This is a genomic window from Rhodanobacter thiooxydans LCS2 (assembly GCF_000264375.1).
Taxonomy (GTDB): Bacteria; Pseudomonadota; Gammaproteobacteria; order Xanthomonadales; family Rhodanobacteraceae; genus Rhodanobacter; species Rhodanobacter thiooxydans.
In genome coordinates, this window is the sequence record NZ_AJXW01000039.1 from 1 (window position 1) to 22424 (window position 22424).

At 67.2% G+C, this 22424-nt stretch carries 18 protein-coding genes, 1 tRNA gene and 1 pseudogene; 6 read left to right on the forward strand and 14 right to left on the reverse strand.

Annotation, left to right across the window (positions count from 1 at the left end):
* The 9 genes and pseudogenes from UUA_RS07875 to grxD all read right to left on the reverse strand — a co-directional run.
* Positions 1-231, reverse strand: a pseudogene (locus UUA_RS07875) (copper-containing nitrite reductase); the annotation flags it as partial.
* 126 nt (positions 232-357) lie between these two features.
* Positions 358-1119 carry a helix-turn-helix domain-containing protein gene (locus UUA_RS07880; RefSeq protein ID WP_008435738.1) on the reverse strand — a complete coding sequence of 254 codons (762 nt, stop codon included), beginning with the start codon at positions 1117-1119 and terminating at the stop codon, positions 358-360.
* Between the two features lie 218 nt (positions 1120-1337).
* Positions 1338-1414 (reverse strand) — tRNA-Asn (locus UUA_RS07885).
* Between the two features lie 67 nt (positions 1415-1481).
* Positions 1482-2882 (reverse strand): nucleotide 5'-monophosphate nucleosidase PpnN, encoded by a 1401-nt coding sequence (gene ppnN / locus UUA_RS07890; protein WP_008435739.1) that lies wholly within the window; start codon positions 2880-2882, stop codon positions 1482-1484.
* A 165-nt stretch (positions 2883-3047) separates the two neighbouring features.
* On the reverse strand, positions 3048-6311 hold the full coding sequence (locus UUA_RS07895) for a TonB-dependent receptor (protein ID WP_008435741.1): 3264 nt from the start codon (positions 6309-6311) through the stop codon (positions 3048-3050).
* Positions 6312-6663: 352 nt separating this feature from the next.
* Entirely contained in the window at positions 6664-8376 is a 1713-nt protein-coding gene (gene olsF / locus UUA_RS07900) for a bifunctional ornithine lipid synthase OlsF (protein ID WP_008435742.1), read from the reverse strand.
* 98 nt (positions 8377-8474) lie between these two features.
* The gene (locus tag UUA_RS07905) at positions 8475-9074 is read right to left on the reverse strand and encodes a YhgN family NAAT transporter (protein ID WP_008435743.1); all 600 of its coding nucleotides are present in this window, start codon (positions 9072-9074) and stop codon (positions 8475-8477) included.
* Between the two features lie 66 nt (positions 9075-9140).
* A complete protein-coding gene (locus UUA_RS07910; protein WP_008435744.1) occupies positions 9141-9911 on the reverse strand; it encodes an SDR family NAD(P)-dependent oxidoreductase in 771 nt (256 codons plus the stop codon).
* Positions 9908-10231 carry a Grx4 family monothiol glutaredoxin gene (grxD, locus tag UUA_RS07915; RefSeq protein WP_008435745.1) on the reverse strand — a complete coding sequence of 108 codons (324 nt, stop codon included), beginning with the start codon at positions 10229-10231 and terminating at the stop codon, positions 9908-9910. The genes UUA_RS07910 and grxD overlap by 4 nt, the downstream gene beginning before the upstream one ends.
* A gap of 116 nt (positions 10232-10347) precedes the next feature.
* Between grxD and UUA_RS07920 the strand changes: the two genes are divergently transcribed.
* Positions 10348-10926, forward strand: a complete 579-nt coding sequence (locus UUA_RS07920) for a superoxide dismutase (protein ID WP_008435747.1) — start codon at positions 10348-10350, stop codon at positions 10924-10926.
* Positions 10927-10995: 69 nt separating this feature from the next.
* Here the strand turns inward: UUA_RS07920 and UUA_RS07925 are convergent, their stop codons facing one another.
* Together UUA_RS07925 and purE are read right to left on the reverse strand one after the other, a co-directional pair.
* Positions 10996-12150, reverse strand: a complete 1155-nt coding sequence (locus UUA_RS07925; RefSeq protein WP_008435749.1) for a 5-(carboxyamino)imidazole ribonucleotide synthase — start codon at positions 12148-12150, stop codon at positions 10996-10998.
* Complete coding sequence (gene purE / locus UUA_RS07930) at positions 12147-12650, reverse strand: 5-(carboxyamino)imidazole ribonucleotide mutase (RefSeq protein WP_027492062.1); 504 nt, start codon at positions 12648-12650, stop codon at positions 12147-12149. Before purE ends, UUA_RS07925 begins: the two co-directional genes overlap by 4 nt.
* A 58-nt stretch (positions 12651-12708) precedes the next feature.
* On the opposite strand from purE, the gene UUA_RS07935 reads away from it, so the two are divergent.
* The 3 genes from UUA_RS07935 (at position 12709) to nadC (ending at position 16214) form a co-directional block, all read left to right on the forward strand.
* Positions 12709-12978: a Trm112 family protein gene (locus tag UUA_RS07935; protein ID WP_008435753.1), complete on the forward strand. Its 270-nt coding sequence runs from the start codon at positions 12709-12711 to the stop codon at positions 12976-12978.
* A gap of 123 nt (positions 12979-13101) precedes the next feature.
* The gene (locus UUA_RS07940) at positions 13102-15360 is read left to right on the forward strand and encodes a DUF1631 domain-containing protein (RefSeq protein WP_008435754.1); all 2259 of its coding nucleotides are present in this window, start codon (positions 13102-13104) and stop codon (positions 15358-15360) included.
* Positions 15357-16214 carry a carboxylating nicotinate-nucleotide diphosphorylase gene (nadC, locus tag UUA_RS07945; protein WP_008435755.1) on the forward strand — a complete coding sequence of 286 codons (858 nt, stop codon included), beginning with the start codon at positions 15357-15359 and terminating at the stop codon, positions 16212-16214. The genes UUA_RS07940 and nadC overlap by 4 nt, the downstream gene beginning before the upstream one ends.
* 261 nt (positions 16215-16475) lie before the next feature.
* On the opposite strand, the gene UUA_RS07950 is transcribed toward nadC, so the two are convergent.
* The 3 genes from UUA_RS07950 to UUA_RS07960 form a co-directional block, all read right to left on the reverse strand.
* Complete coding sequence (locus UUA_RS07950) at positions 16476-17498, reverse strand: sensor histidine kinase (protein ID WP_039953710.1); 1023 nt, start codon at positions 17496-17498, stop codon at positions 16476-16478.
* A gap of 39 nt (positions 17499-17537) precedes the next feature.
* The gene (locus UUA_RS07955; RefSeq protein WP_008435757.1) at positions 17538-18269 is read right to left on the reverse strand and encodes a response regulator transcription factor; all 732 of its coding nucleotides are present in this window, start codon (positions 18267-18269) and stop codon (positions 17538-17540) included.
* A 100-nt stretch (positions 18270-18369) separates the two neighbouring features.
* Positions 18370-18981 (reverse strand): arylesterase, encoded by a 612-nt coding sequence (locus UUA_RS07960; protein ID WP_008435758.1) that lies wholly within the window; start codon positions 18979-18981, stop codon positions 18370-18372.
* On the opposite strand from UUA_RS07960, the gene UUA_RS07965 reads away from it, so the two are divergent.
* Together UUA_RS07965 and UUA_RS07970 are read left to right on the forward strand one after the other, a co-directional pair.
* Entirely contained in the window at positions 18980-19678 is a 699-nt protein-coding gene (locus UUA_RS07965) for an ABC transporter ATP-binding protein (RefSeq protein ID WP_039953712.1), read from the forward strand. The two genes, UUA_RS07960 and UUA_RS07965, sit on opposite strands and share 2 nt — an antisense overlap.
* A gap of 160 nt (positions 19679-19838) precedes the next feature.
* Complete coding sequence (locus UUA_RS07970; protein ID WP_008435760.1) at positions 19839-22322, forward strand: ABC transporter permease; 2484 nt, start codon at positions 19839-19841, stop codon at positions 22320-22322.
* Positions 22323-22424: the final 102 nt, after the last annotated feature.

Here is a 22424-nt window from a genome sequence, read left to right on the forward strand (position 1 = left end):
CACCTTCGCCGGGTAGTTGCGGTTGACCGGCGGCGGTACGTGCGGCGGGCTGGTCAGCACCGCATGGATCGGCTTGCCCTGCGGGGGACCGAAGTCGCCATGGGTGGCGGCGATCGCAGCGGGGCTGGCGTCAGCCTCCCCCACCGGCGATACCGCGGACGGCTTGCCGGAGCAGCCGGCAAGCGCCAACGCGCTCGCCGTGGCAAGAACAAGGAACAACGAACGTGACATGGGTGTCTCCCTGTGGTTTCTGCGCGCAGAGCCTAGGGAGACGTTGCGAATCGCGCTTGACGTATGTCATCTCTGCCGATGGAAAACGGCTGCTGCGTCAAGCCGCCACAGCTGCCGCGGAGACGCTCACTGCGGCAGCAGGTTCTTGCCGATCGCGCGCAGCCTTTCGGGATCACGCAATACCATTTCGCGCCCCTCCAGTTCGATCAGGCCCTGCTGGCGGAACCGGCTGAGCACGCGGCTCACCGTTTCGGCAGCCAGCCGCAGGTAGTTGGCGATGTCGCCGCGCGACATGCTGAGATGGAAGCGCGTGCCGGAAAAGCCGCGCTCCTCGTAACGCGCGGCGAGGTCGGTGAGGAAAGCAGCCATGCGCACGTCGGCGTTGTGGTCGCCGGCCAGCAGGGTGGCCATGCCAAGCTCCTTGCTGATCAGCCGGAACAGGCGCTGCTGCACCGCCGGCATGCGCGTGGCCAGCGCGCTCATCGCCGGGAACGAGAAACGGCAGAAATACGCCGTATCCAGTGCCACCGCATCGCACGGGAACTGGTCCGGGTAGATCGCGTTGAGCCCAATCACCTCGCCGGGCAGGTAGAAGCCAAGCACCTGCTCGCGCCCGGCGGGGTCGACCATGCTGGTCTTCACCGTGCCGGCGCGCACCGCGAAGATCGAGCGAAACGGGTCGCCAGTGCGGAAGATGTGCTCGCCCGCGTGGAACGGCCCGACATGCTCGACCAGGCAGTGCAGCTCGACCAGCTCCGGCTTGCCATAACCCTCCGCAATGCACGCTCCGGAGAACGCACAGGTGCGGCAAAAGTGCGTCTCGTCGCCGTCGTCGGCGATCGGGCTGGGCGGTTCGGGCAGGCGGCCTGCCGGATGGTTGCGGCGCATGGGGAACCTGTGGGGATCGCGCGTGGGGGCTCGGGCGTGATGGCGTCAGGTTGCAGCCATCACGTCAACATGAGGCGGAATATATCGCGATGATACGCAACGACGGCGATTGCGGTGGCAAATGCCACGGGGCATGACGTCGCAGCAACGTCTACGCCGGTTTTGCCGGCCCCGGAAAGAACAAGGGCCGGCATCACTGCCGGCCCTTGGCTTGCATCTGGCGCCCGAAGTTGGACTCGAACCAACGACCCCCTGATTAACAGTCAAGTGCTCTAACCAGCTGAGCTATTCGGGCGGGAGCTGCGTAGTTTGCTAAGCACCTGGCGAACTGTCAAGCCACGCCGGGCCGCCGCCGCGCCTCGTCAGGCGCTCAGCACCCGGTAGCACGGCACGTACGCGGTACCGCCGGGAAGCTTCATGCGGTGCTGGTCGACAAAGGCCTGCAGCAGCTTGTCCAGCGCGCGCATGATGTCCGCGTCGCCGTCGATGGCGAACGGGCCGTGCTGCTCGATCGCCTGTATGCCCTCTTCCTTCACGTTGCCGGCGACGATGCCGGAAAACGCCCGGCGCAGGTCGGCCGCCAGCTCGTGCCGGGGACGCTCATGGTAAATCTGCAGTGCGCGCATCGCCTCGTGGGTAGGGCGAAACGGCTGCTGGAACTCCAGCGGAATCTGCAGCGCCCAGTTGAAGAAGAATGCATCCTTGGTGTCGAGCCGGTTGTGACGCACTTTCTCCAGGCCCTTGATCATCATGCGCGCCACCGTTTCCGGGTTGTCCACGACGATCTGGTAATGCCGGGCCACCTCGTCGCCCAGGCTGAGCCGCAGAAAGCGGTCGATCTGCTCGAAATAGGCCGCCGACTGGCGCGGACCGGTGAAGATCAGCGGGAACGGCGTGCTGGCGTTGTCCGGGTGCAGCAGGATACCAAGCAGGTAGAGGATCTCCTCGGCCGTGCCGACGCCGCCGGGGAACACGATGATGCCGTGGCCCAGGCGCACAAACGCCTCCAGCCGCTTCTCGATGTCCGGCATGATCACCAGGTGGTTGACGATAGGGTTCGGCGACTCGGCCGCGATGATGCCCGGCTCGGTGATGCCGATGTAGCGGTTGTGCCGCCGCCGCTGCTTGGCGTGCGAGATGGTCGCGCCCTTCATCGGTCCCTTCATCGCGCCCGGACCGCAGCCGGTGCAGATGTCCAGCCCGCGCAGGCCGAGCTGGTAGCCGACCAGCTTGGTGTAGTCGTACTCCTCGCGCGAGATCGAATGGCCGCCCCAGCACACCACCAGGTTCGGGTCGACCTGCGGCTTGAGGATGCGTGCGTTGCGCAGGATCTCGAACACGCTCTGGGTCAGCGCGGCGGACGCGTCCAGATCGAAACCAATCTGCTCCAGCTGGGTCGACACGTAGACGATGTCGCGCACCACCGCCACCAGCAGCTCGTTGATGCCGCGTATGATCTGGCCGTCCACGAACGCCTGCGCCGGCGCGTTCGACAGTTCGATCTTCATGCCGCGATCCTGCTGCAGCACCTGGATGTCGAAATCCGGGTACTGCTCCAGGATCGCCCGCGGATCATCGCTGATGTTGCCGGAAGTCAGCACCGCCAGCGCACAGCGGCGCAGCAGCGCATGCAGGCCCGAACCGCTGGCGCCGCGCAGGCGCGCCACCTCGTTGCGGGAAAGGACGTCCAGGCCGCCGATCGGCGAGATGCGGGCGCTGACGGTCTTGGCCGTGACAGAAGGATCGGCATAAGGGGCGTTCATCGAGTCTCCATGTTCTTGGGTGCGTCGGCCTTGGCTCAAGACTAGCCGCGTAGCTTCGTGCCATACGCCGGACAGGGTCAAGTATCGGCCTGCGCGTGCATCGGCCAGAAAAAAGCCGGCGCCCTCACGGGCCACCGGCTTTTCCCGCCAGACGGCGCGATGCGCTTAGAACGTGTAGCGCAGCGTGATCATCGCCGACCAGCGCGACACCACGTTGGTCTTGGTGTTGCGGCCGGCGTCGTAGGTGATCTTCGGGGCCGGCTGGTAGTTGCCGCTCTTGTCGGTGGGCAGCGAGTAGATGTATTTCCCGTCCGCACCCACGCCTTCGTAGCTGGCAAGCGTGCGCGTGTACGGGAAGGGCACGTAGCTCTGCTGGCCCCAGTCGCTGTTCAGGAGGTTCATGAAGTTATAGATGTCCAGACGCAGCTCGCCCTTGTTGCCTTTGAAGATGCCGGGCACTTCCTGACGGAAGCTGAGGTCTACCTGGTTCACCCAGGCCGAAGCGGCACGGTTGCGGCCAGCGATGGCACCTTGATGATCCTTCAGGTAGGAATCGTTCTGGATGAAGTTGAAGAACTGATCGATCGCGGCCTGGCTGGTGCCCGCCTTGAAGCTCACATCGCCCTTGTTCGGGATGTAGATCAGGTCGGTCTTGTACGAATCGCCGTTGGCGTCGTTGCCGAAGACCCAGCTGTACGGCTGTCCGCTGTGGCCGTCGTAGAACGCGCTGACGCTGGTCACATAATCACCGAAGAAACGATGCTGCCAGGTCAGCGAAGCATTCAGGCGCTGCTTGATCGCATAATTCGACGTGGATGCCACGTCGTCGTTCGGATTCACCCAGGCATTGTTGGAGTAGTTCGAGCTGGCCTGGCTGGACGTGCCCGGATTCACCTCGGTGGCATTGCCGAACGTCACGCCCAGGCTGCCGAACCAGTTCTCCGAGAACGGCTTCTTCAGCGACAGGGTCAGCGCCTCGGAGCGGCCCTTGTGGGTGTTGGTCAGCAGGGTCGACGTGCCGGAAAAACGCTTGTCCTGGTTGGCCCGCGCGTCGCTGGAGACGCTGGCCTCGCCCGGGGTCTTCCAGTACTGGTTGCGGCCGTCTGGCAGCACGCCGGTCGGCGCACCGATATTGATGTTCTTGTAGAAGATGCCGTTGCGGGTGATGATCCGCTGGTATTCGGCCGAGAAGATCGTGCCCAGCCACGGCAGCTCGCGGTCGAACGCCAGGCTCATCTTCCACACCGACGGCAACTGGAAGTTCGGGTCGACCGTGTCGACGTTCATCTGCGCGTTGCCCGGAGGCAGGTTCTGCGCAAACGGGTCCGCACTGAACACCGGCAGCGTGTTGCCGACGCCGGGCTGCAGGCCCTGGTTGTTGAACACCGAGTAGGTGGCCACAGTCATGCCATTGTTCTGGTACGGGTTGGTCATCCACACCGTCGGCGGATTGGACTGGAACAGGCCCACGCCGCCGCGCAGCTGCATCATCCGCTCGCTGTCAAAGCTGTAATTGAACGACAGACGCGGCTCGACCAGCTTCATGCCGTCGATGGTGTTGTCGTTGCGATACCCGAACGCGGTCGTGAAGGTCGGGTTGTAGATCGGCGAATCACCCGTCTTGTTGAGGTTCACGCGCACGCCGTACTGCACCGACAGGTTGCCGGTGGGCTGCCAGGTATCCTGCAGGAAGAAGCCGTACTGGCGCAGGGTCCAGGCGGCCGCTACGTCGGCCATCGTGTAGCCGGCGGCCGGCTGATAGAGGTTGTAGGAGCCGTAGATGCCCTTCTCGAAGTTGTCGATGCCATAGAACTCGTACGCGCCGAACTGGGTGCGGCCGAACAGGTTGTAGATCTTGTTCTGCTGGAAATCGACGCCGCCCTTGATGGTGTGCTCGTCCAGATACAGCGTACCGGCGAACAACCCCTTCCAGGTCTTGATGTCCAGCACGTTGTAATGGCTGTACTGATCCTCGCCCAGGTCGACGTACGGCGCCTTGCCCTGCTGCTTGCCCTTCTTGTCGAGGGTGCGGGTGATGTCCACCCAAACCTGCGGCTGCTGCGTATCGACCGTGCGCACCTGCGAGAACTGCGAGTAGCCGATCTTGGCCTCGGTGGAGAAGTTGCCGGTCCAGTCGTCGAACACCTGCAGCACGGTGTTCTTGGTGTCGCTGTTCTTGGTGTACCAGTAGCTGGTCAAGCCGATGGAGCTGGAGGAGTTGCCCTGCACGATAGGCTGGGTTTCCTTGGTGCGCTGGTAGGACAGGCTCGCGCGATGGTTGTCGGCGATGTTCCAGTCCAGCTTCAGCAGGTAGCGCTTGTCCTCCAGGTCGGAGGTGCCGCCGCTGAAGGAGCCCGGCTTCAGGCCCAGGGCATTTGCGGCATCAATGACGCGCTGCAGGTCCGCCGGCGAGACCTTGTTGGAGGTCGATGCGCCAGTCAGCGACGGATCCAGGCCATTGGCCGAGTCGGCGCCCAGGCCAACGGTTTTTTCCTTCTCGAAATTCGCGAAGAAGAACAGCTTGTCCTTGATGATCGGGCCGCCCAGCGTGGCGCCCGCCGTCCAGTCGTTCTTGTAACCCTTGTACTCGCGATCCTTGTCGAGCCAGCCCGCGTTGCCAACCAGCTTGTCGGCGTTGCGATAGGCGTAGTACACCGAACCGTGGAACTCATTCGTGCCGCTCTTGGTCACCGCGTTGATGTTGGCACCGACCGTGTCGGAGGCCACGTCGAAGTTCGCAGTCGAAATGTTGTATTCCTCGATGGTGTCGGTGGACACCGGCGAGCCGATGTACGGCATGCCATTCGAGTTCAGGCCGAACGGGTCACCGACGGAGACACCGTCCACGCTGATGTTGTTGTAGCGGCTGTTCTGGCCCATCGCCGACATCGAGCCGTCACCGCGATCCGTGATGACGATACGCGGGTCTAGCCGGGCGATGTCCTGGATCGAGCGACCCGGCGTCGGCGTCGCCTGCAGTTCGCGCTGCGAAACGTTGGTCGAAAGCCCCTTGTTGTCCGGCGTGAAGGTCTGCGCCAGGGCATTGGCCGAAACGGTCACGCCTTCCAGGTTCTTCGCTTCCACTGCACCCATGGTCAGGTTCACCGCCGTGCTTTGCGACAACTGCAAGTAGACGTTGTTCTGCTCGACCTGGCTCAGGCCAGCCTTGGAAGCCGTCACGTCGAACGGGCCGCCAACACGCAGGCCTTGCGCCGAATAGCGACCATCCGCGTCGGTGGTGGTGATCTTGGTGGTTCCCGACGGCTCGTGCACGATCTGCACGGTGGCGCCGGCCACCGGCTGGCCGTTCGCGTCGAGCACGCGGCCGCTGATCGAGGAGGAGGTGTCCTGCGCAATGACAGGCACTGACGCCGCCAGCAACGAGGCAATGGCAAACGGCAGGAGTTTGGCGCGAATTCGATTGTTCATTACTTGGGTCGTCCCTCAGGCTCGCAACGAAAAAAGACTCATGATTGGGGTCAAAAACGCCGCCACGCCCGGCAGGTGCCAGGCGTGAACAGACGCGATGCATAACCCCGGTTTTGGTATTGCTGCGGCCCCATGGAGCATGGACCTGCAAAAATTTCCGCTCGCTGGACCTTCCCGCCCGCGCGCTTGTTAAGCGATTTTAACGGCATTGTGTGACTTTTTTGTAACGGTCACACGACAACGGTAGTCATCGAATCTCCCTTGGTCGCAACACGAATCCTTCCTGATCAATGAGATAGAGCCAAGCTGGCGCCTTCATTGCGGCCAAGCCTGCTCCGTCGCCTATATCGGATCATTCCCTTTTGTCGAGATAGCGCGCACGTTTGGCCGGTTTCAGGTTGGCCAGGTCAAGCATCACCAGGCCGTCCACGCAGCCGGAGAAACCCGGGTCCTCGCCGAAGTCGAAGAACTGCACGCCGGCGGGCTCGACCAGGTCGACATACTGGCGATACAGCACCGGCATGCTCACGCCCAGCGCGTCCAGGTGGTGTTTCAGCCTGCCCAGGCCGGCAACAGCGTCCAGCCCCTCCAGCGCCGTGCGCACTCCCTGCACCACTTCGGCCGAGACCACGAAGGGTTGGCGCGCCGCGGCGAGACCCGGCGCGCCGAAATAATGCTGATGCGCCGCGACGATCCATTCGCGCGCCTCGCGCGGCAGGCTCATCGACATGCTCACCGGGCCGAACAGGTAGCGCAGCTCCGGGTGCCGCTGCAGATACAGGCCGATGCCCTGCCACAACTGATCCAGCGCGCGCGAGCGCCAGTACGCCGGCGCAATGAAGCTGCGCCCCAGTTCCAGCCCCTGCGCCAGGCGCGATTCCAGCGCCGGCGAATAGTCGAACAGGCTGGAGGTATACAGGCCGCCCATGCCGCGCTCGGCGATCAGCCGGCCGCCGTGGCCGAAGCGGTAGGCGCCGACGATGCGCAGCGCCTGCGGGTCCCATAGCACCAGATGCTCGTAGTGCGCATCGTAGGCATCCAGGTCGCGCCGGGCGCCGGTACCTTCGCCGACCTTGCGAAAGGTCAGTTCGCGCAGGCGGCCGATCTCGCGCATCACCGCGCTGTCGGGCATCCCCATGAACAGCCACGCCTGCTTGCCATCACCCAGGTCGGCCAGTTTCTCGCAGCGCAAAAGCTCCGCCGCGACCTCCGCAGCCGGCTCGGGCAAGGCCAGCGGCGCCTGACCGCCGAACACCAGGCCGCGGTGCTGGCCGACCCGGTAGACGTGCCGGCGCATCAGCCTGGCGGCCTGCTTCGGCGAGCCGCCGCTGCGCTGCGCAAGCTCCTCGGGGCTGACCAGCGCGCCGATGCTGAAACCGATCCGCCGCTTGCCGGGCGCCACCGCCTCGCGCGGCAGCATCGCTGTGCTCAGTGGCTTGGCCAGCATCGACAGGCCATAGAACATGGCCGAATTGCGCGCCGACACGTGTACCGGCAGCACCGGCGTCTTGCTGCGCAAGGACAACCGCGCAAAGCCGTCCGACCAGTGGCCGTCGCGCACGCCGCCGGGGCGCATGCGCGAGACCTCGCCGGCGGGGAACACGATCAGCGCCTCGCCACGCTCCAGCGCTCGATAGATGCCGCGCAGGCGCGAGGCGGCTCCCTTGCCGAACACGTCCACCGGCAGCAGCAACTGGCCCAGCTGCGGCACTGTCGCCAGCCAGTCGTTGCCGAGGATGCGCACGTCGCGGCGCACCGAGCCGATCAGCTGCAGCAGCGCCAGCGCGTCCTGCATGCCCAGCGGATGGTTGGCCACCGCCAGCAGCGGGCCCTCGACGGGAATGTTCTCGAGGTCGCCGGGGTTGACGTGGTGGCTGGTGCCGAGCACGTCCAGCACGCGATCGACGAAGTCGAAGCCTTCGGCACCACCGACCCGGGCCAGCACGCGGTTGAAGCCGTCTTCGTCGGCCAGCCGCCCGAGCATGCCCGCCATCGGCCGGCGCAGACGCGGATATTGCGCCAACCAGGGCACTCGATCGACAAGGGACTGTTCGATGCTCAGCATGTCTGCCTCCTCGGGTTCCCCCCATCCTGCCGGCCGATTATGACAGCCGCACGATCATGCGAGCCTTGCTCTGCGACAACCGGGCCAAGGTCATCGTTTCAAACGTTCTCGTGAAGGAAGGCAGCCACGCCGGCCATGAACATCTGCACCGACAGTGCGATCAGCAACATGCCCATCACGCGCTCCAGCGCGGTGAGCACGCTCTCGCCCAGCCAGCGGAACAGGTAGGTGGCACTGAGCAGGATCACCGAGCTGGCCAGCCACGCCAGCAGCAGCGCAATGGTCCAGTCGGCGGTGCGGCCGGGCTGGGTGTTGGTCAGCAGCAGCAGCGCCGCCATCGCCGAGGGGCCGGCCACGCCGGGAATCGCCATCGGCACGATGAACGGCTCGCCGCCGCCGGCCTTGCCGAAGATGCCGCTGCCATCGGCCGGCGGAAACACCATGCGGATGCCGATCAGGAACAGCACGATGCCGCCGGCGATGCTGATCGACTCCTGCTTCAGCTGCAGCAGCTTGAGGATGTACTGGCCACCGAACAGGAACACCAGCAGCACGCCCAGCGCGATCAGCAGTTCACGCACCATCACGCGGCGCCGGCGCTTCGGCGGTACTTCCTTCAGCAGGCTGAGGAACAACGGGATGTTGCCCAGCGGGTCCATGATCAGGAACAGCAGGATGCCCGCCGACAATGTAGTCATCTGCGATTCCATCTCGACTCCCTTCTAGTGGCGCGACACGCAACGGTGCCGCCGGGTGACTACCGGTCAGGCGTCTCGCAGGTCCAGCAACGTGCCGCGCGCCGCGGCACCCTGCGCGCCGAGCAGGTACACCGCAGCGGCGGCGGCGGCGTCCGGCAACGGCCGCTGCAGAATGTCCTCGCCGAAATACGCCAGCTGCCGCAGCGCGGTGCGCATCGGCGCCGGCAGCATCGCATGGGTGCGCAGCGGACCGCTATCGGTCTCCTCGTGCAGGATCGCCACGAACCGTTCCAGCGCCGCCTTCGATGCACCGTAGCCGCCCCAGTGCGCGCGCTGCAGCAGCGCGGGATCATCCAGCACGAACACCACCGCGCTGTCGGCAGCCTGGGTCAGCAGCGGCAGGCAGGCCTGGGTCAGGGCGAAGGGCGCGTTCACGTTGACGTGCATCGCGCGCAACCAGGCATCGGGCTTGTGCATGCTGATCGGGGTCAGTCCGCCGAAGCTGACCGCCGCGTGCACGATGCCGTCGAGCCGGCCGAAATCGCGCTCCAGCCCTTCGGCCAGCGCGACGTAATCGCGCGGCGTGGCCAGTTCCATGTCCAGCGGATGGATCACTGGTTCGGCCAGGCCCTCGGCCAGCATCGCGTCGTACAGCTGTTCCAGCTGGCGCTGGCGCTTGCCGGTGATCACCACCATGGCGCCGGCACGCGACGCCGCTCGCGCCACCGCGCCGCCGAGCCCGCCGTAGGCGCCGGTGACCAGCACCACGCGATCGGCCAGGGTGTCGGCGGCGGGCTGCCAGCCCGTGGGCAGGCGCGACGCGCGCAACGTCGTCAAGGCGCCACCCCGGCCACGTCGCAAGCCATGCGGGACAGCTCGCCGGAAGACTTCAGGTCCTCGATGATGTCGCAACCGCCGATCAGTTCGCCCTGGATGAACAATTGCGGGAACGTCGGCCAGTTCGAGAAGTGCGGCAGCGCCGCGCGAACCTGCGGATCGGCCAGCACATTCACTGCATGGAACACGGCGCCGGCGTCAGCCAGCGCCCTGGCCGCGCGGCTGGAGAAGCCGCACATCGGAAACTCGGGCGTGCCCTTCATGAAAAGCACGATGGGATGCTCGGCCAGTACCGCCCTGATTTGCTCGTTGATGTCCATGGCTCGGTGTTTCATCTTTACAATGCAGGCAAGCCGGTATTGTATCAGTCACCCGTCGGCTGCCGTCCGCTACGCCGACCTTTCCTCCCCCCCAGCCACCTTCAAGGAGCCCCATCATGGCGATCGAACTTCCTCCGCTGCCGTACGAAAAGAACGCACTGGAGCCGCACATCTCCGCCGAAACGCTGGAATACCACTACGGCAAGCATCACCAGGCCTACGTGACCAACCTCAACAAGCTGATCGAGGGCACCGAGTTTGCCAGCGCCCCGCTCGAGGAGATCATCCGGAAATCCTCCGGCGGCATGTTCAACAACGCCGCACAGGTCTGGAACCACACCTTCTACTGGAATTCGATGAGCCCGAAGGGCGGTGGCGCACCGAGCGGCAAGCTGGCCGACGCGATCAACAAGGCGTTCGGCTCGTTCGAGAAGTTCAAGGAGGAGTTCAGCAAGTCCGCCGCCGGCAATTTCGGCTCCGGCTGGACCTGGCTGGTGCAGCGTCCGGACGGCTCGCTCGGCATCGTCAACACTTCCAACGCGGCCACCCCGATCACCGGCAGCGACAAGCCGCTGTTCACCACCGACGTGTGGGAGCATGCCTACTACATCGACTACCGCAACGCCCGCCCGAAGTACGTCGAGGCGTTCTGGAACCTGGTGAACTGGGAATTCGCGGCCGGCAACCTGGCCTGATTCTCCCCCGGTACAGACAAAAAAACGGAGCCTGGCGGCTCCGTTTTTTTGTGCCCGCGCCGGCCCCGCTCAACCGAGCGCAGACAACACCGGCGCCACCTGCGCCTCGCGCCCGAGCGCCGCGGCAATCGCGCCCAGGCGTGTGGCCAGTTGCCGGGCGTCCGGCGCGCACACCGTGGCATGGCCCACCTTGCGGCCAGGGCGGGCCTGCTTGCCGTAGTCGTGCCAGTGCGCGTCGACGGTCCGCAGCAGCGCGGACGCGTCGGGCAGCTCGCCGATCCAGTTGAACATGGCCGACGGGCTGCGCGCGCCGGTGTCGCCCAGCGGCAGGCCGAGCACCGCACGCACGTGGTTCTCGAACTGGCTGGCGTACGCGCCCTCGATGGTCCAATGGCCTGAGTTGTGCACGCGCGGCGCCATCTCGTTGCCGAGCAAGTCGCCATTCTTGACGAACAACTCCAGCGCGAATACGCCGACGTAGCCCAGCCGCTCGGCCAGCGTGCGTGCCAGCGCGGTGGCGCGCTGTTGCAGCTGCCCGATGTCCGGCGCCGGCGCCAGGCTCATCGACAGCACGCCGTCGACATGCCAGTTGCGAGTCAGCGGCCAGGTGCGGAAATCGCCGTCACGGCCGCGCACGGCAATCACCGACAACTCGCGCTCGAACGGCACGAACGCTTCCAGGATCAGGCCATGCTTCGCCGCCTGGGCACCCAGCGCGGCCCAGGCCGCCTCCGCATCCGCCAGCACGTGCAGGCGGAACTGGCCCTTGCCGTCGTAGCCGAGCCGGCGCGTCTTGAGGATCGCCGGCACGCCGATCGCGGCCAGCGCCTGATCCAGTTGCTCGCGCGTATCCACCGTCATGAAGTCGGGCGTGTGCAGGCCGCACTCGCGGAACAGGGTCTTCTCGGCCAGCCGGTCCTGCGCCACCGCCAGCGCCTGTGGCGCCGGCGACACTGCCACCCGTTCGGCCAGCCAGCGCGCCGTCTCGGCCGGCACGTTCTCGAAATCGAAGGTGACCACGTCGACCTGCGCGGCGAAAGCCTCCAGCGCGTCGTAGTCGGCCCAGTCGGCCACCACCAGCGGCGCAACCTGCCCTGCACAGGCGTCGGCCACGTTGTCCACCACCAGCGTCTTCACGCCCAGTGGCGCCGCCGCCAGCGCCAGCATGCGCGCCAGCTGGCCGCCGCCGAGTACGCCCAGCACGGGTTGCCGCCGATCGCTCATCGGCTCGGGTCCGGCTGTTCGAGCACGGCCTCGGTCTGGCGTGCGCGCCAATGCTCCAGCGACGTGGCCAGCGCCGGATCGTGCAGCGCCAGCACCGCGGCCGCCAGCAGACCGGCGTTCACCGCGCCGGCCCGACCGATCGCCAGGGTGCCGACCGGGACGCCGGCCGGCATCTGCACGATCGACAGCAGCGAATCCATCCCGTTCAGCGCCTTCGACTGCACCGGCACACCGAACACCGGCAGGCGGGTCTTCGCCGCCAGCATGCCCGGCAGGTGGGCTGCGCCGCCGGCGCCGGCGATGATCACCTGCACCCCGCGTGCCGGCGCCTGTTCGGCGTAGCTGAACAGCAGGTCCGGCGTGCGGTGGGCGGAAACCACCCGCACCTCGTGCGCCACGCCCAGCTCGGTCAGCACGTTCGCCGCGTGCTGCATGGTTTCCCAGTCCGAACGCGAGCCCATCACTACGCCGACACGCGGCGCCCTGCTTGTTCCTGTCATGGCCGGGCCGTCCAAAAACGGCTATTGTAAGGGCTTTCCCCACCCTGCACATCCAAGCATGGACAAGCGTCTGCTCGATATTCTGTGCTGCCCGGTCAGCAAAATGCCCCTGCGTCCGCTGGGCAAGCGCGAGCTCGACGCGCTGAACGACGCCATCGGCGCAGGCAAGGTCGACACCGTCGCCGGCGCCACCGTGCGCGAGCGGATCGGCGAAGGCCTGATCACCACCGACCACAAGGTGATCTACCGGGTCGAGGACGGCATTCCGGTGATGCTGCCCGAGGAAGGCATCGGCACCGCCCAGCTGAACGGATTCCCCGCCAGTTGAGGCCGCGCAGCGCTTCCCGACAGGCGCCCGACGCATGACACGGCCCCCCGCTTTGCCTTATCGTCAACGCTTGCGCGGCGCCTTCCCGGGTCGGATCGCGTACCAACGTTTCAGGGGTTGGCGATGAACGAAGCCAGTGATCCATCCCGAGTCATCCATCTCAGCCAGCGCCTGGACCCGGCCAGCGAACGCGTCGGCGAACTGCTCGCCTCCGTGCGCAACATCGCCGGCAAGCGCTTGCAGCAATGGGTCGGCAACGCCTTCGAGCACGTCGACGACGCCCTGTTCGACCTGGCCGAGAAGGCCGAGAACAACGCCGCGCAGATGCATTACTTCGACGGCATGCGCGAAGTGCGCAAGCGCCGGCCCACGGTGGAGCGCAGCTTCCTCGGCGCGATCAACCGCCAGATCGGCGAGCTGATCCATCCGCAGCCCGCGGGCAACCCGGCCTCGCCGTTCGGCACCCCCGAGCTGACGCTGGTGGCCGACAACGAGCTGGAGGAATCGCTGGCCATCACCAGCATGATCAGCAAGAACGACGCGCGCCTCGCGCGCGACCTGTTCGCGGTCAACCAGCGCCTGTCGGTGATCTGCGGCGGCCGCAAGATCGAGGATTCCAGCAATCCGGTGGCGCCGGCGATCCTGGCCCAGTCATTCCGCCAGGCGCTGCATGAGCTCAGCGCCGACATGCGCGTCAAGCTGATCATCTACAAGCTGTTCGATCGCTACGTGCTGTCCTCGCTGGAAGAGCTCTATCAGGAAATCAATACCGAGCTGGTCCGCGCCGGCGTGCTGCCGCAGCTGCGCCACGAAGCGCTGCGCGGCGACGCGACCGGCGCCGCGCAGGCGGCTGCCGAGGTGGCCGGCGAGGCGACCGGCGAGATTCCCGGCGACCTGCTGCAGACCCTGCATGCGCTGTTCAGCGCGCGCCGCGGCCCGGCCGCCGGCGGCAACGCCATGCATGCGATGCCGGGCGGACCGCTGCCGTCGGCGAACGAGCTGCTGGGCGCACTCAGCGTGCTGCAGAGCCAGATCGCCAGCGCCGGGCCACTGCCGTACGCGCAACCGGGCGATGCCGCCGCATTGAGCCGCGAGGTACTCCAGCTCAAGGGCCAACTGCTGACCCAGCTGGGTGCGCTGCGCGGCGAGAAGCCCAGCCACGTCGCCAACATCGATGAAGATACCATCGACCTGGTCGGCATGTTGTTCGAATTCATCCTGGAGGACCGCAACCTGCCGGCCACGATGCAGGTGATGCTGGCGCGGCTGCAGATCCCGTATCTAAAGGCGGCGATTCTGGACCGCAAGCTGTTCGCGCACCGCCAGCATCCGGCGCGACGACTGCTGGATTGCCTGGCCGAGCAGGCCAAGGGCTGGTCCGAGGAATCCGACCGCGACCGCCGCCTGCACGACAAGGTGAAGTCGATCGTCGACCAGTTGCTGCACGACTTCGACGACGACATGGGCATCTTCGAACGCCTGCTGCTCGACCTGCAGCAGTTCCAGGATCTCAACAAGCGCCGTTCCGAACTGGCCGAGCAGCGCGTGGCCGAATCCACCCGCGGTCGCGAGAAGCTCGAGCAGGCGCGCCGTCGCGCCGCGCGCGAAATCCTCGACCGCGTCGGCGAGTACAGGCTGCCGCCACTGGTGCACGGCGTGCTCGCCCGCGCCTGGGCCAACCATCTGGTGCTGACCCTGTTGCGCCAGGGCGAAAGCTCACCCGAGTTCAAGAGCGCGCTGCGCTTCGTCGACGACTTCATCGCCAGCACCAAGCCGGCTACCACGGCGGAAAGCCGGCAGGCATTGCGCCAGATGCTGCCCGGCATCGAGCGCGCGCTGCGCCAGGGCCTGGCGAACGTGGCGTTCCAGGAACAGGATATCGAGCGCCTGCTGGGCCAGTTGCACACTTATTACCGGCAGCGGCTCGGCGAAACCGTGGGCGCCACCGAGGCCGTGGCGGTCGAGGAGGATGCCGCGATGCTGGCAATCCCCGACAGCATCCAGCCGGTCATCGACCAGGCCACCACGCCGCCGGACAGCGTCGAGGAAGATCTCGCCGAAGCACCGCTGGACAGTCCGGAGTGGCACCAGGTACAGGCGCTGCAACCGGGCACCTGGCTGGAGTTCTGCCTGCCCGACGAGGCGATGACCCGTGCCAAGTTGTCGTGGATCAGCCCGATGAGCGGCCGCTACCTGTTCGTCAACCGGCGCGGCCTGAAGGTGGCTGATTATTCGCCGCAGGAACTGACCGTGCTGATCACCGATGGCCGTGCCCGCCTGCTTGCCGCCAACGCGCTGTTCGATCGTGCGATGAGCGCGATCGTCAACAAGCTGAGCCAGCAGGATGCCCCCACGCCGCCGGCGGACGCGGCCGCCGGATGATCGAAGCCGCACCGTTCGCGGCTCCGGATGCCGCGCAGATCGCCGCCGACATCGACCGCGCCTTTGCCGAGGATCTCGGCCCGGGCGATGCCACCGCGGGGCTGCTGCCGGCCGCGGCCGGCGCCCATGCCGAACTGACCTGCCGCGACGCGGCGGTGATCGCCGGCACGCCATGGTTCGACGCCTGCTTCCGCCGCCTCGACCCCGCCGTGCGGATCGACTGGCAGGTGCGTGATGGCGAGCGGGTCGCCCCCGGCGCGGTGATCTGCCGCCTGTCCGGGCATGCCCGCTCGCTGGTCACCGCCGAGCGCCCGGCGCTGAACTTCCTGCAGCTGCTGTCAGCCACCGCCACGGTGACCGCTGCGTACGTCGCCGCCGTCGCCGGCACCCCGGTGCGCGTGCTGGACACGCGCAAGACCATTCCCGGCCTGCGCGTCGCGCAGAAGTACGCAGTGCGCTGCGGTGGGGGCCACAACCAGCGCATGGGGCTGTACGACGCAGTGCTGGTCAAGGAAAACCACATCATCGCCGCCGGCGGCATCGCCGCTGCGGTACGGGCGGCACGTCGCCTGCACCCGGACCTGCTGCTCGAAGTCGAGGTGGAGAACCTCGACGAACTGGAGCAGGCGCTGCAGGCCGGCGTGGACCGCATCATGCTGGACAATTTCGAGCCGGCGCAGATGCACGAGGCGGTGCGGCGCACCGCCGGCCGCGTGCCGCTGGAAGCCTCCGGCAACGTCGATCTGGACACGATTGGCGAATACGCCCGCACCGGCGTGGACTTCATCTCGGTCGGTGCGCTGACCAAGCATGTGCACGCCGTCGACCTGTCGCTGCGCCTGCAACTGGACTGAGAGGTTGTGATTTTTTCAACCTCTCAGGCCGGCCACGGCGAGGGCATGGCGAGGGCATGGCGAGGGCATGGATGCCCGAGTTGAGGCAACGCAGGAGCAGTTGCCCGATGCCCGAGTTGAGGCAGCGCAGGAGCGGCTGCCCGAGGGCCGAGCATGAAACAGTCACGCAAGTGACTGTTTCATGTGAGCGAGTCCGGGCGTGTAGCGGACTCGCGACTGAAGAAAACCACAGGAAGTGGTTTTCTTCACAAGCTCTGAGGCCTACGACTTCATGAAACTCTGCTCCGGCGCATACGCTGGCAGCGGATGCGGGAAACGGATGCGCGCGATGTTTTCCTGGCCCTGACCCGTCTGCAATTCCAGCGACCACGCAAAGCGGTCGCTGATCCGCTGGGCAATAGCCAGTTCGAAACCGTGCCGGTCGGCACCGCGGGCGCGTGCCGGGTAGCCGTTGCCGGGCGTCTGCGAGGTAATCCGGTTGCGCACGCTGATCGCGCCGGGCAGCACGCTGACCACTACGCTGCCCTGCTCGGTCTGCTGGCAGGCATTGCGGATCAACTGCCAGCACAGCACTGAGAACGCCCGCGGCGAGCCCTGCAACGCGAAGCGGGCGGGCTCTTCCAGCAGCAGCTCGATCGGCCGACCGGCCAGCAACTCGCGGGCGAAATCCAGTTCCTTGCGCAGCGCATCGTTGACGACGAAATACTGGTCGTCGGCAGGGCTGTCCGTCTCGCGCGCCAGGATCAGCAGCGCATCCACCAGCACTTCCATCTCGCGGGTGGCGCGCTTGATCCGGAGCACCGAGCGCACGCCGAAGTCGCTGAGGCCGTCCTCCTCGGCCAGCATGTCCGCCGACATCTTGATCACGGTGAGCGGGCTGCGCAGCTCGTGGCTGGCGTCGCGGGTGAAGTTGCGCTCGCGCTGGTTGTAGCTGGCCAGGCGCGTGGCGAAGCCGTGCAGGCCCCGCGCCAGCGAGGCCACGTCGGCGTCGGCATGGGTGGACAACTGCTCCAGGCGCAGTGATGCCGGATCCAGCAGCTCGCCGTCCCAGCGATTCACCAGCCGCGCCAGCGCGCGCACCGGCCGCCACTCGCGCCGCAAGGCGAGCCAGGCGAGCGCGGTGGTGAGCACGATCACCATGATCACCACCGCAGTGTGCGCGACGTTGTAGATGCCCAGCATGCAGACCACCACCACGATCACGAACTGCAGGGTGAACACCCACGCGACGCGCCGACGGAAGGCACCCACACGAGACGTAACTGCGTTGGCCCTGCTGTCCATTACCTGTGTGCGCCTACCTCTGATGCACGGTGATTGATGTCAGGCCGTCTGGGGCGAAGAAGCCACTTCCGATTCGAGATCCGCCAGCCTGTAGCCCGCGGAGTGGATGGTGTGTAGCAGCGGTCGCGCGAAAGGTTTGTCGATGACCCGACGCAGGTTGTAAAGGTGCGAGCGCAGGGTATCGGAATCGGGCAGCGTATCACCCCATATCTCTCGTTCAATGTCGCGTCGACTGACCACCCGCGGCGACTCGCGCATGAGGATCGCCAGCAGCTTCAGGCCGATCGGCGATACGGTCAGTTCCTGGCCGTCGCGGGTCAGCCGCAGCGTGGCGGTGTCCAGAGTCATGTCGCCGACGCTGAGCACCTCGGTGGACACCTGGCGGCGGTCGCGGCGAATCAGCGCGCGCAGCCGCGCCTCCAGCTCACGCACCTCGAACGGCTTCACCAGGTAATCGTCGGCGCCGGCCTCGAGCCCGGCCAGCTTGTCCTCCAGCGTGTCGCGGGCGGTCAGCATCAGCACCGGGGTGGCCTTCTTGGCTTCCCGGCGCAGCTTGCGGCAGACCTCCAGCCCGTCCAGGCCCGGCAGCATCAGGTCCAGCACCAACACGTCGTAGCTGTTGGACACCGCCAGGTGCAACCCACTCACGCCGTCGGCGGCGTAATCCACCGAATAGCCACGCCGCTCCAGGAATTCGCCGATCATCTCGGCAATCTGGCGGTTGTCCTCGACCAGCAGGATCAAGCCCGCCTGTTCGTCATGTACGGTCATCGTCCATACCTCCCGTGGCTTCACATATGTGAAGAGATAACCGGCGCGCAAGTGACGGCTGCGTGAAAGCGTGGCACGGTGGTTCAGATCCGGTTCGGTTTCAGTGCAGCAGCGGCTGCAGCACCGTCCATACCGTCTGCAGCACCCGCGGCTCGGCGGCAGCCACCGGATGCAGGCCATCGGCCTGCATCAACGCGGGGTCGAGCGCGACGCCTTCGAGCAGGAACGGCACCAGCGCCACCTGCCGGCTGCGCGCCAGTTCCCCATAGACCGCGCGCAACCCGTCGCGGTAGCGCGGGCCGTAGTTCACCGGCAGCTCGATGCCGACCAGCAGCACGCGCACCTTCGCCTGCTGCGCGGCACGGATCATCACATCGAGGTTGTCGCGCAGCGCCGGCAACGGCAGGCCACGCAGGCCGTCGTTGGCGCCCAGTTCCAGCACCAGCACGGTCGGCCGGTACTTCGCCAGCAGTGCGGGCAGGCGGTTGCGCCCGCTCAGCGAGGTCTCGCCGCTGATGCTGGCATTGATCGCGCGCCACTTCGGCACCATCTGGTCCAGACGCGTATCCAGCAGTTGCACCCAGCCGGACTCGACCGGGATGTTGTGCGCGGCGGACAACGAATCACCCAGCACCAGCACGGTTTTCGGCGCCGCCGCCTGGGCGCTGCCGATACCGCACAGAAAAACCAGCCACCACAGGCGTCGACGCATGAGCGATTCTTCCCGGCCTCTTCTTGAAGCCTGCGATGTTAGCAAGTCGGTCAACGGCCCCGAGGGGAGACTGGAGATCCTCAGCCAGGTCAGCCTGCAGGTGCAGCCGGGCGAGAGCTTCGCCATCGTCGGCGCCTCCGGCTCCGGCAAGACCACCCTGCTCGGCCTGCTGGCCGGGCTGGACACGCCTGACAGCGGCCACATCGCGCTGGACGGCCATGCGCTGCAGCAGCTGGACGAGGAGGCCCGCGCCGACCTGCGCCGGCGCCTGGTCGGCTTCGTGTTCCAGTCGTTCCACCTGCTCCCCGCGCTCACCGCCGAGGAGAACGTGATGCTGCCGCTGGAGCTGGAAGGCAGCAGCGCGGCGCGATCGCGAGCACGCGATGCGCTCGGAGCGGTGGGCCTGGGCGCGCGGCGGCGGCACTATCCGGCCCAGCTGTCCGGCGGCGAACAGCAGCGCGTGGCGATCGCCCGCGCGTTCGTGCACGGCCCGCGCGTGCTGTTCGCCGACGAACCCACCGGCAACCTCGACCAGCGCACCGGCCACCACATCAGCGACCTGCTGTTCGCGCTGAACCGCGACCACCGCACCACCCTGGTGCTGGTCACCCACGACACGACCCTGGCCGCGCGTTGCGATCGCCGGATCGAGCTGGAAGAGGGCCGCGTGCTGGCCGCGTCCGGGGATCCCGCATGAACACCTCAGCTCCACGCACCGCCTTTGCTCCCTCCCCTGCCTGCCCCAAAGAGACTTCCTTCGATCGCTGGGGATCAGGGTGGGGTGCTTTTGATCTGCCCGCCAGCCCGAGCTTCCCCCTCCCAGCCTCCTCCTGCTGCGCAGCGGGAGGAGCAAAGCGATGAACCTGCTTCGCCTGTCCCTGCGCAGCCTGCGCCGCGAGTGGCACCTGCCGGAACTGCGCACGCTGGCCGCCTCGCTGGTGCTGGCGGTGGTGGCGCTGGGCGTGGTCGCCACGCTGGCGGCGCGGATCGAACGCGGCATGCTGGCCAGCGCCGCCGAGCTGATCGGCGGCGACGTCGGCGTGTCCTCGCCGCAAGCCTTGCCGGAGGCCTTCGCCGAGCGCGCGCGTCGCGACGGCCTGCAGCTCGCCCGCGCCGCCAGCTTTCCCAGCGTGGCGTTTGCCCATGAACAGACCCAACTGCTCGACGTGCAGGCCGTCGATGCGCACTATCCGCTGCGCGGCAAACTGGAACTGCGTGATGCCGCCGGCGGCACGCGCAACGGCCAGCCCCCCGCCGCGGGCGAGGTCTACCTCGACCATCGCGCGCTGGTGGCGCTGGGCCTCCAGGTCGGCCAGCCGCTGCAACTGGGCGGGCGTGAGCTGACCATCGCCGCCGAACTGCTGCGCCAGCCCGACGGCGGCGAGTTGCTGGCGCTGGCGCCGCGCGCGCTGATGAGCCTGGCCGACGCCGAACAGGCTGGTCTGCTTGGCACTGGCAGCCGCGGCCGCCACCGCCTGTTGCTGGCCGGTGCGCCGGCCGCGGTGCAAGCGTGGCGCGACTGGGCGCAGGCGACCGCACTGCCGCAAGGCGCCGAGCTGATCACCCCGGAACAGACCCAGGAACGTATGCGCACCTCGTTCGACCGCGCCGGTGCGTTCCTGCGCCTCACTGCCCTGCTGTCGGCCCTGCTGGCCGGCATCGCGATCGCGCTGTCCGCGCAGCGCTACGCGCGACGCAAGACCGCCGAAGTGGCGCTGCTGCGTGCGCTGGGCACGCCGCGACGGCGCGTGCTCGGCCTGTTGCTGGGCACGCTGGGTGCGCTCGCTGTGCCGGCCGCCGCGTTCGGCATGTTGCTCGCGCTGGGCCTGGCACAACTGGCGTGGCTGCTGGCCAGCCAGCTGTTCGGCAACGTGCCGACGGCGTTGCCGCTGGCGCCGTCATTCGCCGCCGCCGCGATGGGTATCGCGGTGCTGGTCGGCTTCGCGCTGCCGCCGCTGGCACGGCTGGCCGAAGTGCCACCGGTGTCGGTGTTCCGCCAGAGCATGCAGCGACGGGTCCGTCGCTTCGATGCGCTGTACCTGGTCCCGGCGCTGGTGGCGCTGGGCCTGATCTGGAGCCAGAGCAGTTCACTCACCCTGGCCGGTATCCTCGCCGCGAGCCTGCTCGGCGTGGCGCTGATTGCGGCGCTGCTGGCCGGTGCGCTGCTGTGGCTGGCCAGGCGCATCGCGCCGGGCGCCCACCCCGCGCTGCGGCTGGGCCTCGCCGCGCTGGCGCGGCGGCCGGCGCTGAGCGTGATCCAGGCCACCGCGCTCAGCCTGGGCCTGTGTGCGCTGCTGTTGTTGGCGGCGGTGGCGCCGGCGCTGCTGCAGGGGTGGCGCCAGGAATTGCCGGCGGACACGCCGAACTGGTTCGCGCTGAACCTGCAGGACGACCAGCGCGCCGGCTTCACGCGGGCGCTGGCGGTCGTCGGCGGCAACCAACTCAACATGCTGCCGCTGGCAGTGGGCAAGCTCACCGCGATCAACGGCCAGCCGGTCGACCGGCTGCACTTCGACGACGAACGCGCGAAGGACTGGGCCGACCGCCAGCTGCGGCTGTCCTGGTCGGACGCGCTGCCGCAGGCGAACGAGGTGGTTGCCGGCCGCTGGCCCGGCGCGCGGCCGGCCGCCGCCGAGGTGTCGATCGACACCATGTGGCGCGACATGTTCTCGCTGAAAATCGGCGACACGATGCGCTTCGATGTCGGCGAAGGCAGCATCGAGGCAAAAGTCGGCAGCATCCGCAAGGTTGACTGGAGCTCGTTCCGGGTCAACTTCTTCCTGCTGCTCGACCCAGCCCACGCCAGCGGCCTGCCGCACACCTGGCTGGCCAGTTTCCACCTGCCGCGCGGTCACGCCGCGGAGCTGGCGCAGCTGTCGCGCGACTACGCCAACCTCAGCCTGGTCGATGTCGATTCGCTGCTCGACCGCGTGCGCGAGATCGTCGACCGCGTGAGCCATGCGGTGCGCTGGATCCTCGGCTTCAGCTTGCTTGCCGGCGCACTGGTGCTGGCCGCCGCACTCGCCGCCAGCGCGGCCGAGCGCCGCCACGAAGCCGCACTGCTGCGCACGCTGGGCGCACGGCGCGCACAGCTGCGCGTGGCCGCCGCCTGCGAGTTCGCCCTGCTGGGCCTGGTCGCCGGCCTCACCGCCGCACTGGGCGCCGCTGGCGCCGGGCTGTGGCTGGGCCAGGCGGTGTTCCACATCGAGCACTTCGTGCCGCCGCTATGGTCGCTGCTCGGTGGCGCCGTCGGCGCCGCGCTGGTGGTGATGCTGCTGGGCCTGACCGGTACCCGCAAGGTCAGCCGCACGCCGCCGATGCGGCTGTTGCGCGAAGGCTGAGAGGTCGTGATTTTTTCAACCTCTCAGACCGGCCACGGCGAGGGCATGCAAGGGCATGGCGAGGGCATGGATGCCCGAGTTGAGGCAACGCAGGGAGCGGTT

Coding starts and splice junctions, on each gene's coding strand:
- UUA_RS07880 (WP_008435738.1), bottom strand. CDS start 1,119: ATGCGCCGCAACCATCCGGCAGGCCGCCTGCCCGAACCGCCCAGCCCG.
- ppnN (WP_008435739.1), bottom strand. CDS start 2,882: ATGAACGCCCCTTATGCCGATCCTTCTGTCACGGCCAAGACCGTCAGC.
- UUA_RS07895 (WP_008435741.1), bottom strand. CDS start 6,311: ATGAACAATCGAATTCGCGCCAAACTCCTGCCGTTTGCCATTGCCTCG.
- olsF (WP_008435742.1), bottom strand. CDS start 8,376: ATGCTGAGCATCGAACAGTCCCTTGTCGATCGAGTGCCCTGGTTGGCG.
- UUA_RS07905 (WP_008435743.1), bottom strand. CDS start 9,074: ATGACTACATTGTCGGCGGGCATCCTGCTGTTCCTGATCATGGACCCG.
- grxD (WP_008435745.1), bottom strand. CDS start 10,231: ATGGACATCAACGAGCAAATCAGGGCGGTACTGGCCGAGCATCCCATC.
- UUA_RS07920 (WP_008435747.1), top strand. CDS start 10,348: ATGGCGATCGAACTTCCTCCGCTGCCGTACGAAAAGAACGCACTGGAG.
- UUA_RS07925 (WP_008435749.1), bottom strand. CDS start 12,150: ATGAGCGATCGGCGGCAACCCGTGCTGGGCGTACTCGGCGGCGGCCAG.
- purE (WP_027492062.1), bottom strand. CDS start 12,650: ATGACAGGAACAAGCAGGGCGCCGCGTGTCGGCGTAGTGATGGGCTCG.
- UUA_RS07935 (WP_008435753.1), top strand. CDS start 12,709: ATGGACAAGCGTCTGCTCGATATTCTGTGCTGCCCGGTCAGCAAAATG.
- UUA_RS07940 (WP_008435754.1), top strand. CDS start 13,102: ATGAACGAAGCCAGTGATCCATCCCGAGTCATCCATCTCAGCCAGCGC.
- nadC (WP_008435755.1), top strand. CDS start 15,357: ATGATCGAAGCCGCACCGTTCGCGGCTCCGGATGCCGCGCAGATCGCC.
- UUA_RS07950 (WP_039953710.1), bottom strand. CDS start 17,498: ATGGACAGCAGGGCCAACGCAGTTACGTCTCGTGTGGGTGCCTTCCGT.
- UUA_RS07955 (WP_008435757.1), bottom strand. CDS start 18,269: ATGACCGTACATGACGAACAGGCGGGCTTGATCCTGCTGGTCGAGGAC.
- UUA_RS07965 (WP_039953712.1), top strand. CDS start 18,980: ATGAGCGATTCTTCCCGGCCTCTTCTTGAAGCCTGCGATGTTAGCAAG.
- UUA_RS07960 (WP_008435758.1), bottom strand. CDS start 18,981: ATGCGTCGACGCCTGTGGTGGCTGGTTTTTCTGTGCGGTATCGGCAGC.
- UUA_RS07970 (WP_008435760.1), top strand. CDS start 19,839: ATGAACCTGCTTCGCCTGTCCCTGCGCAGCCTGCGCCGCGAGTGGCAC.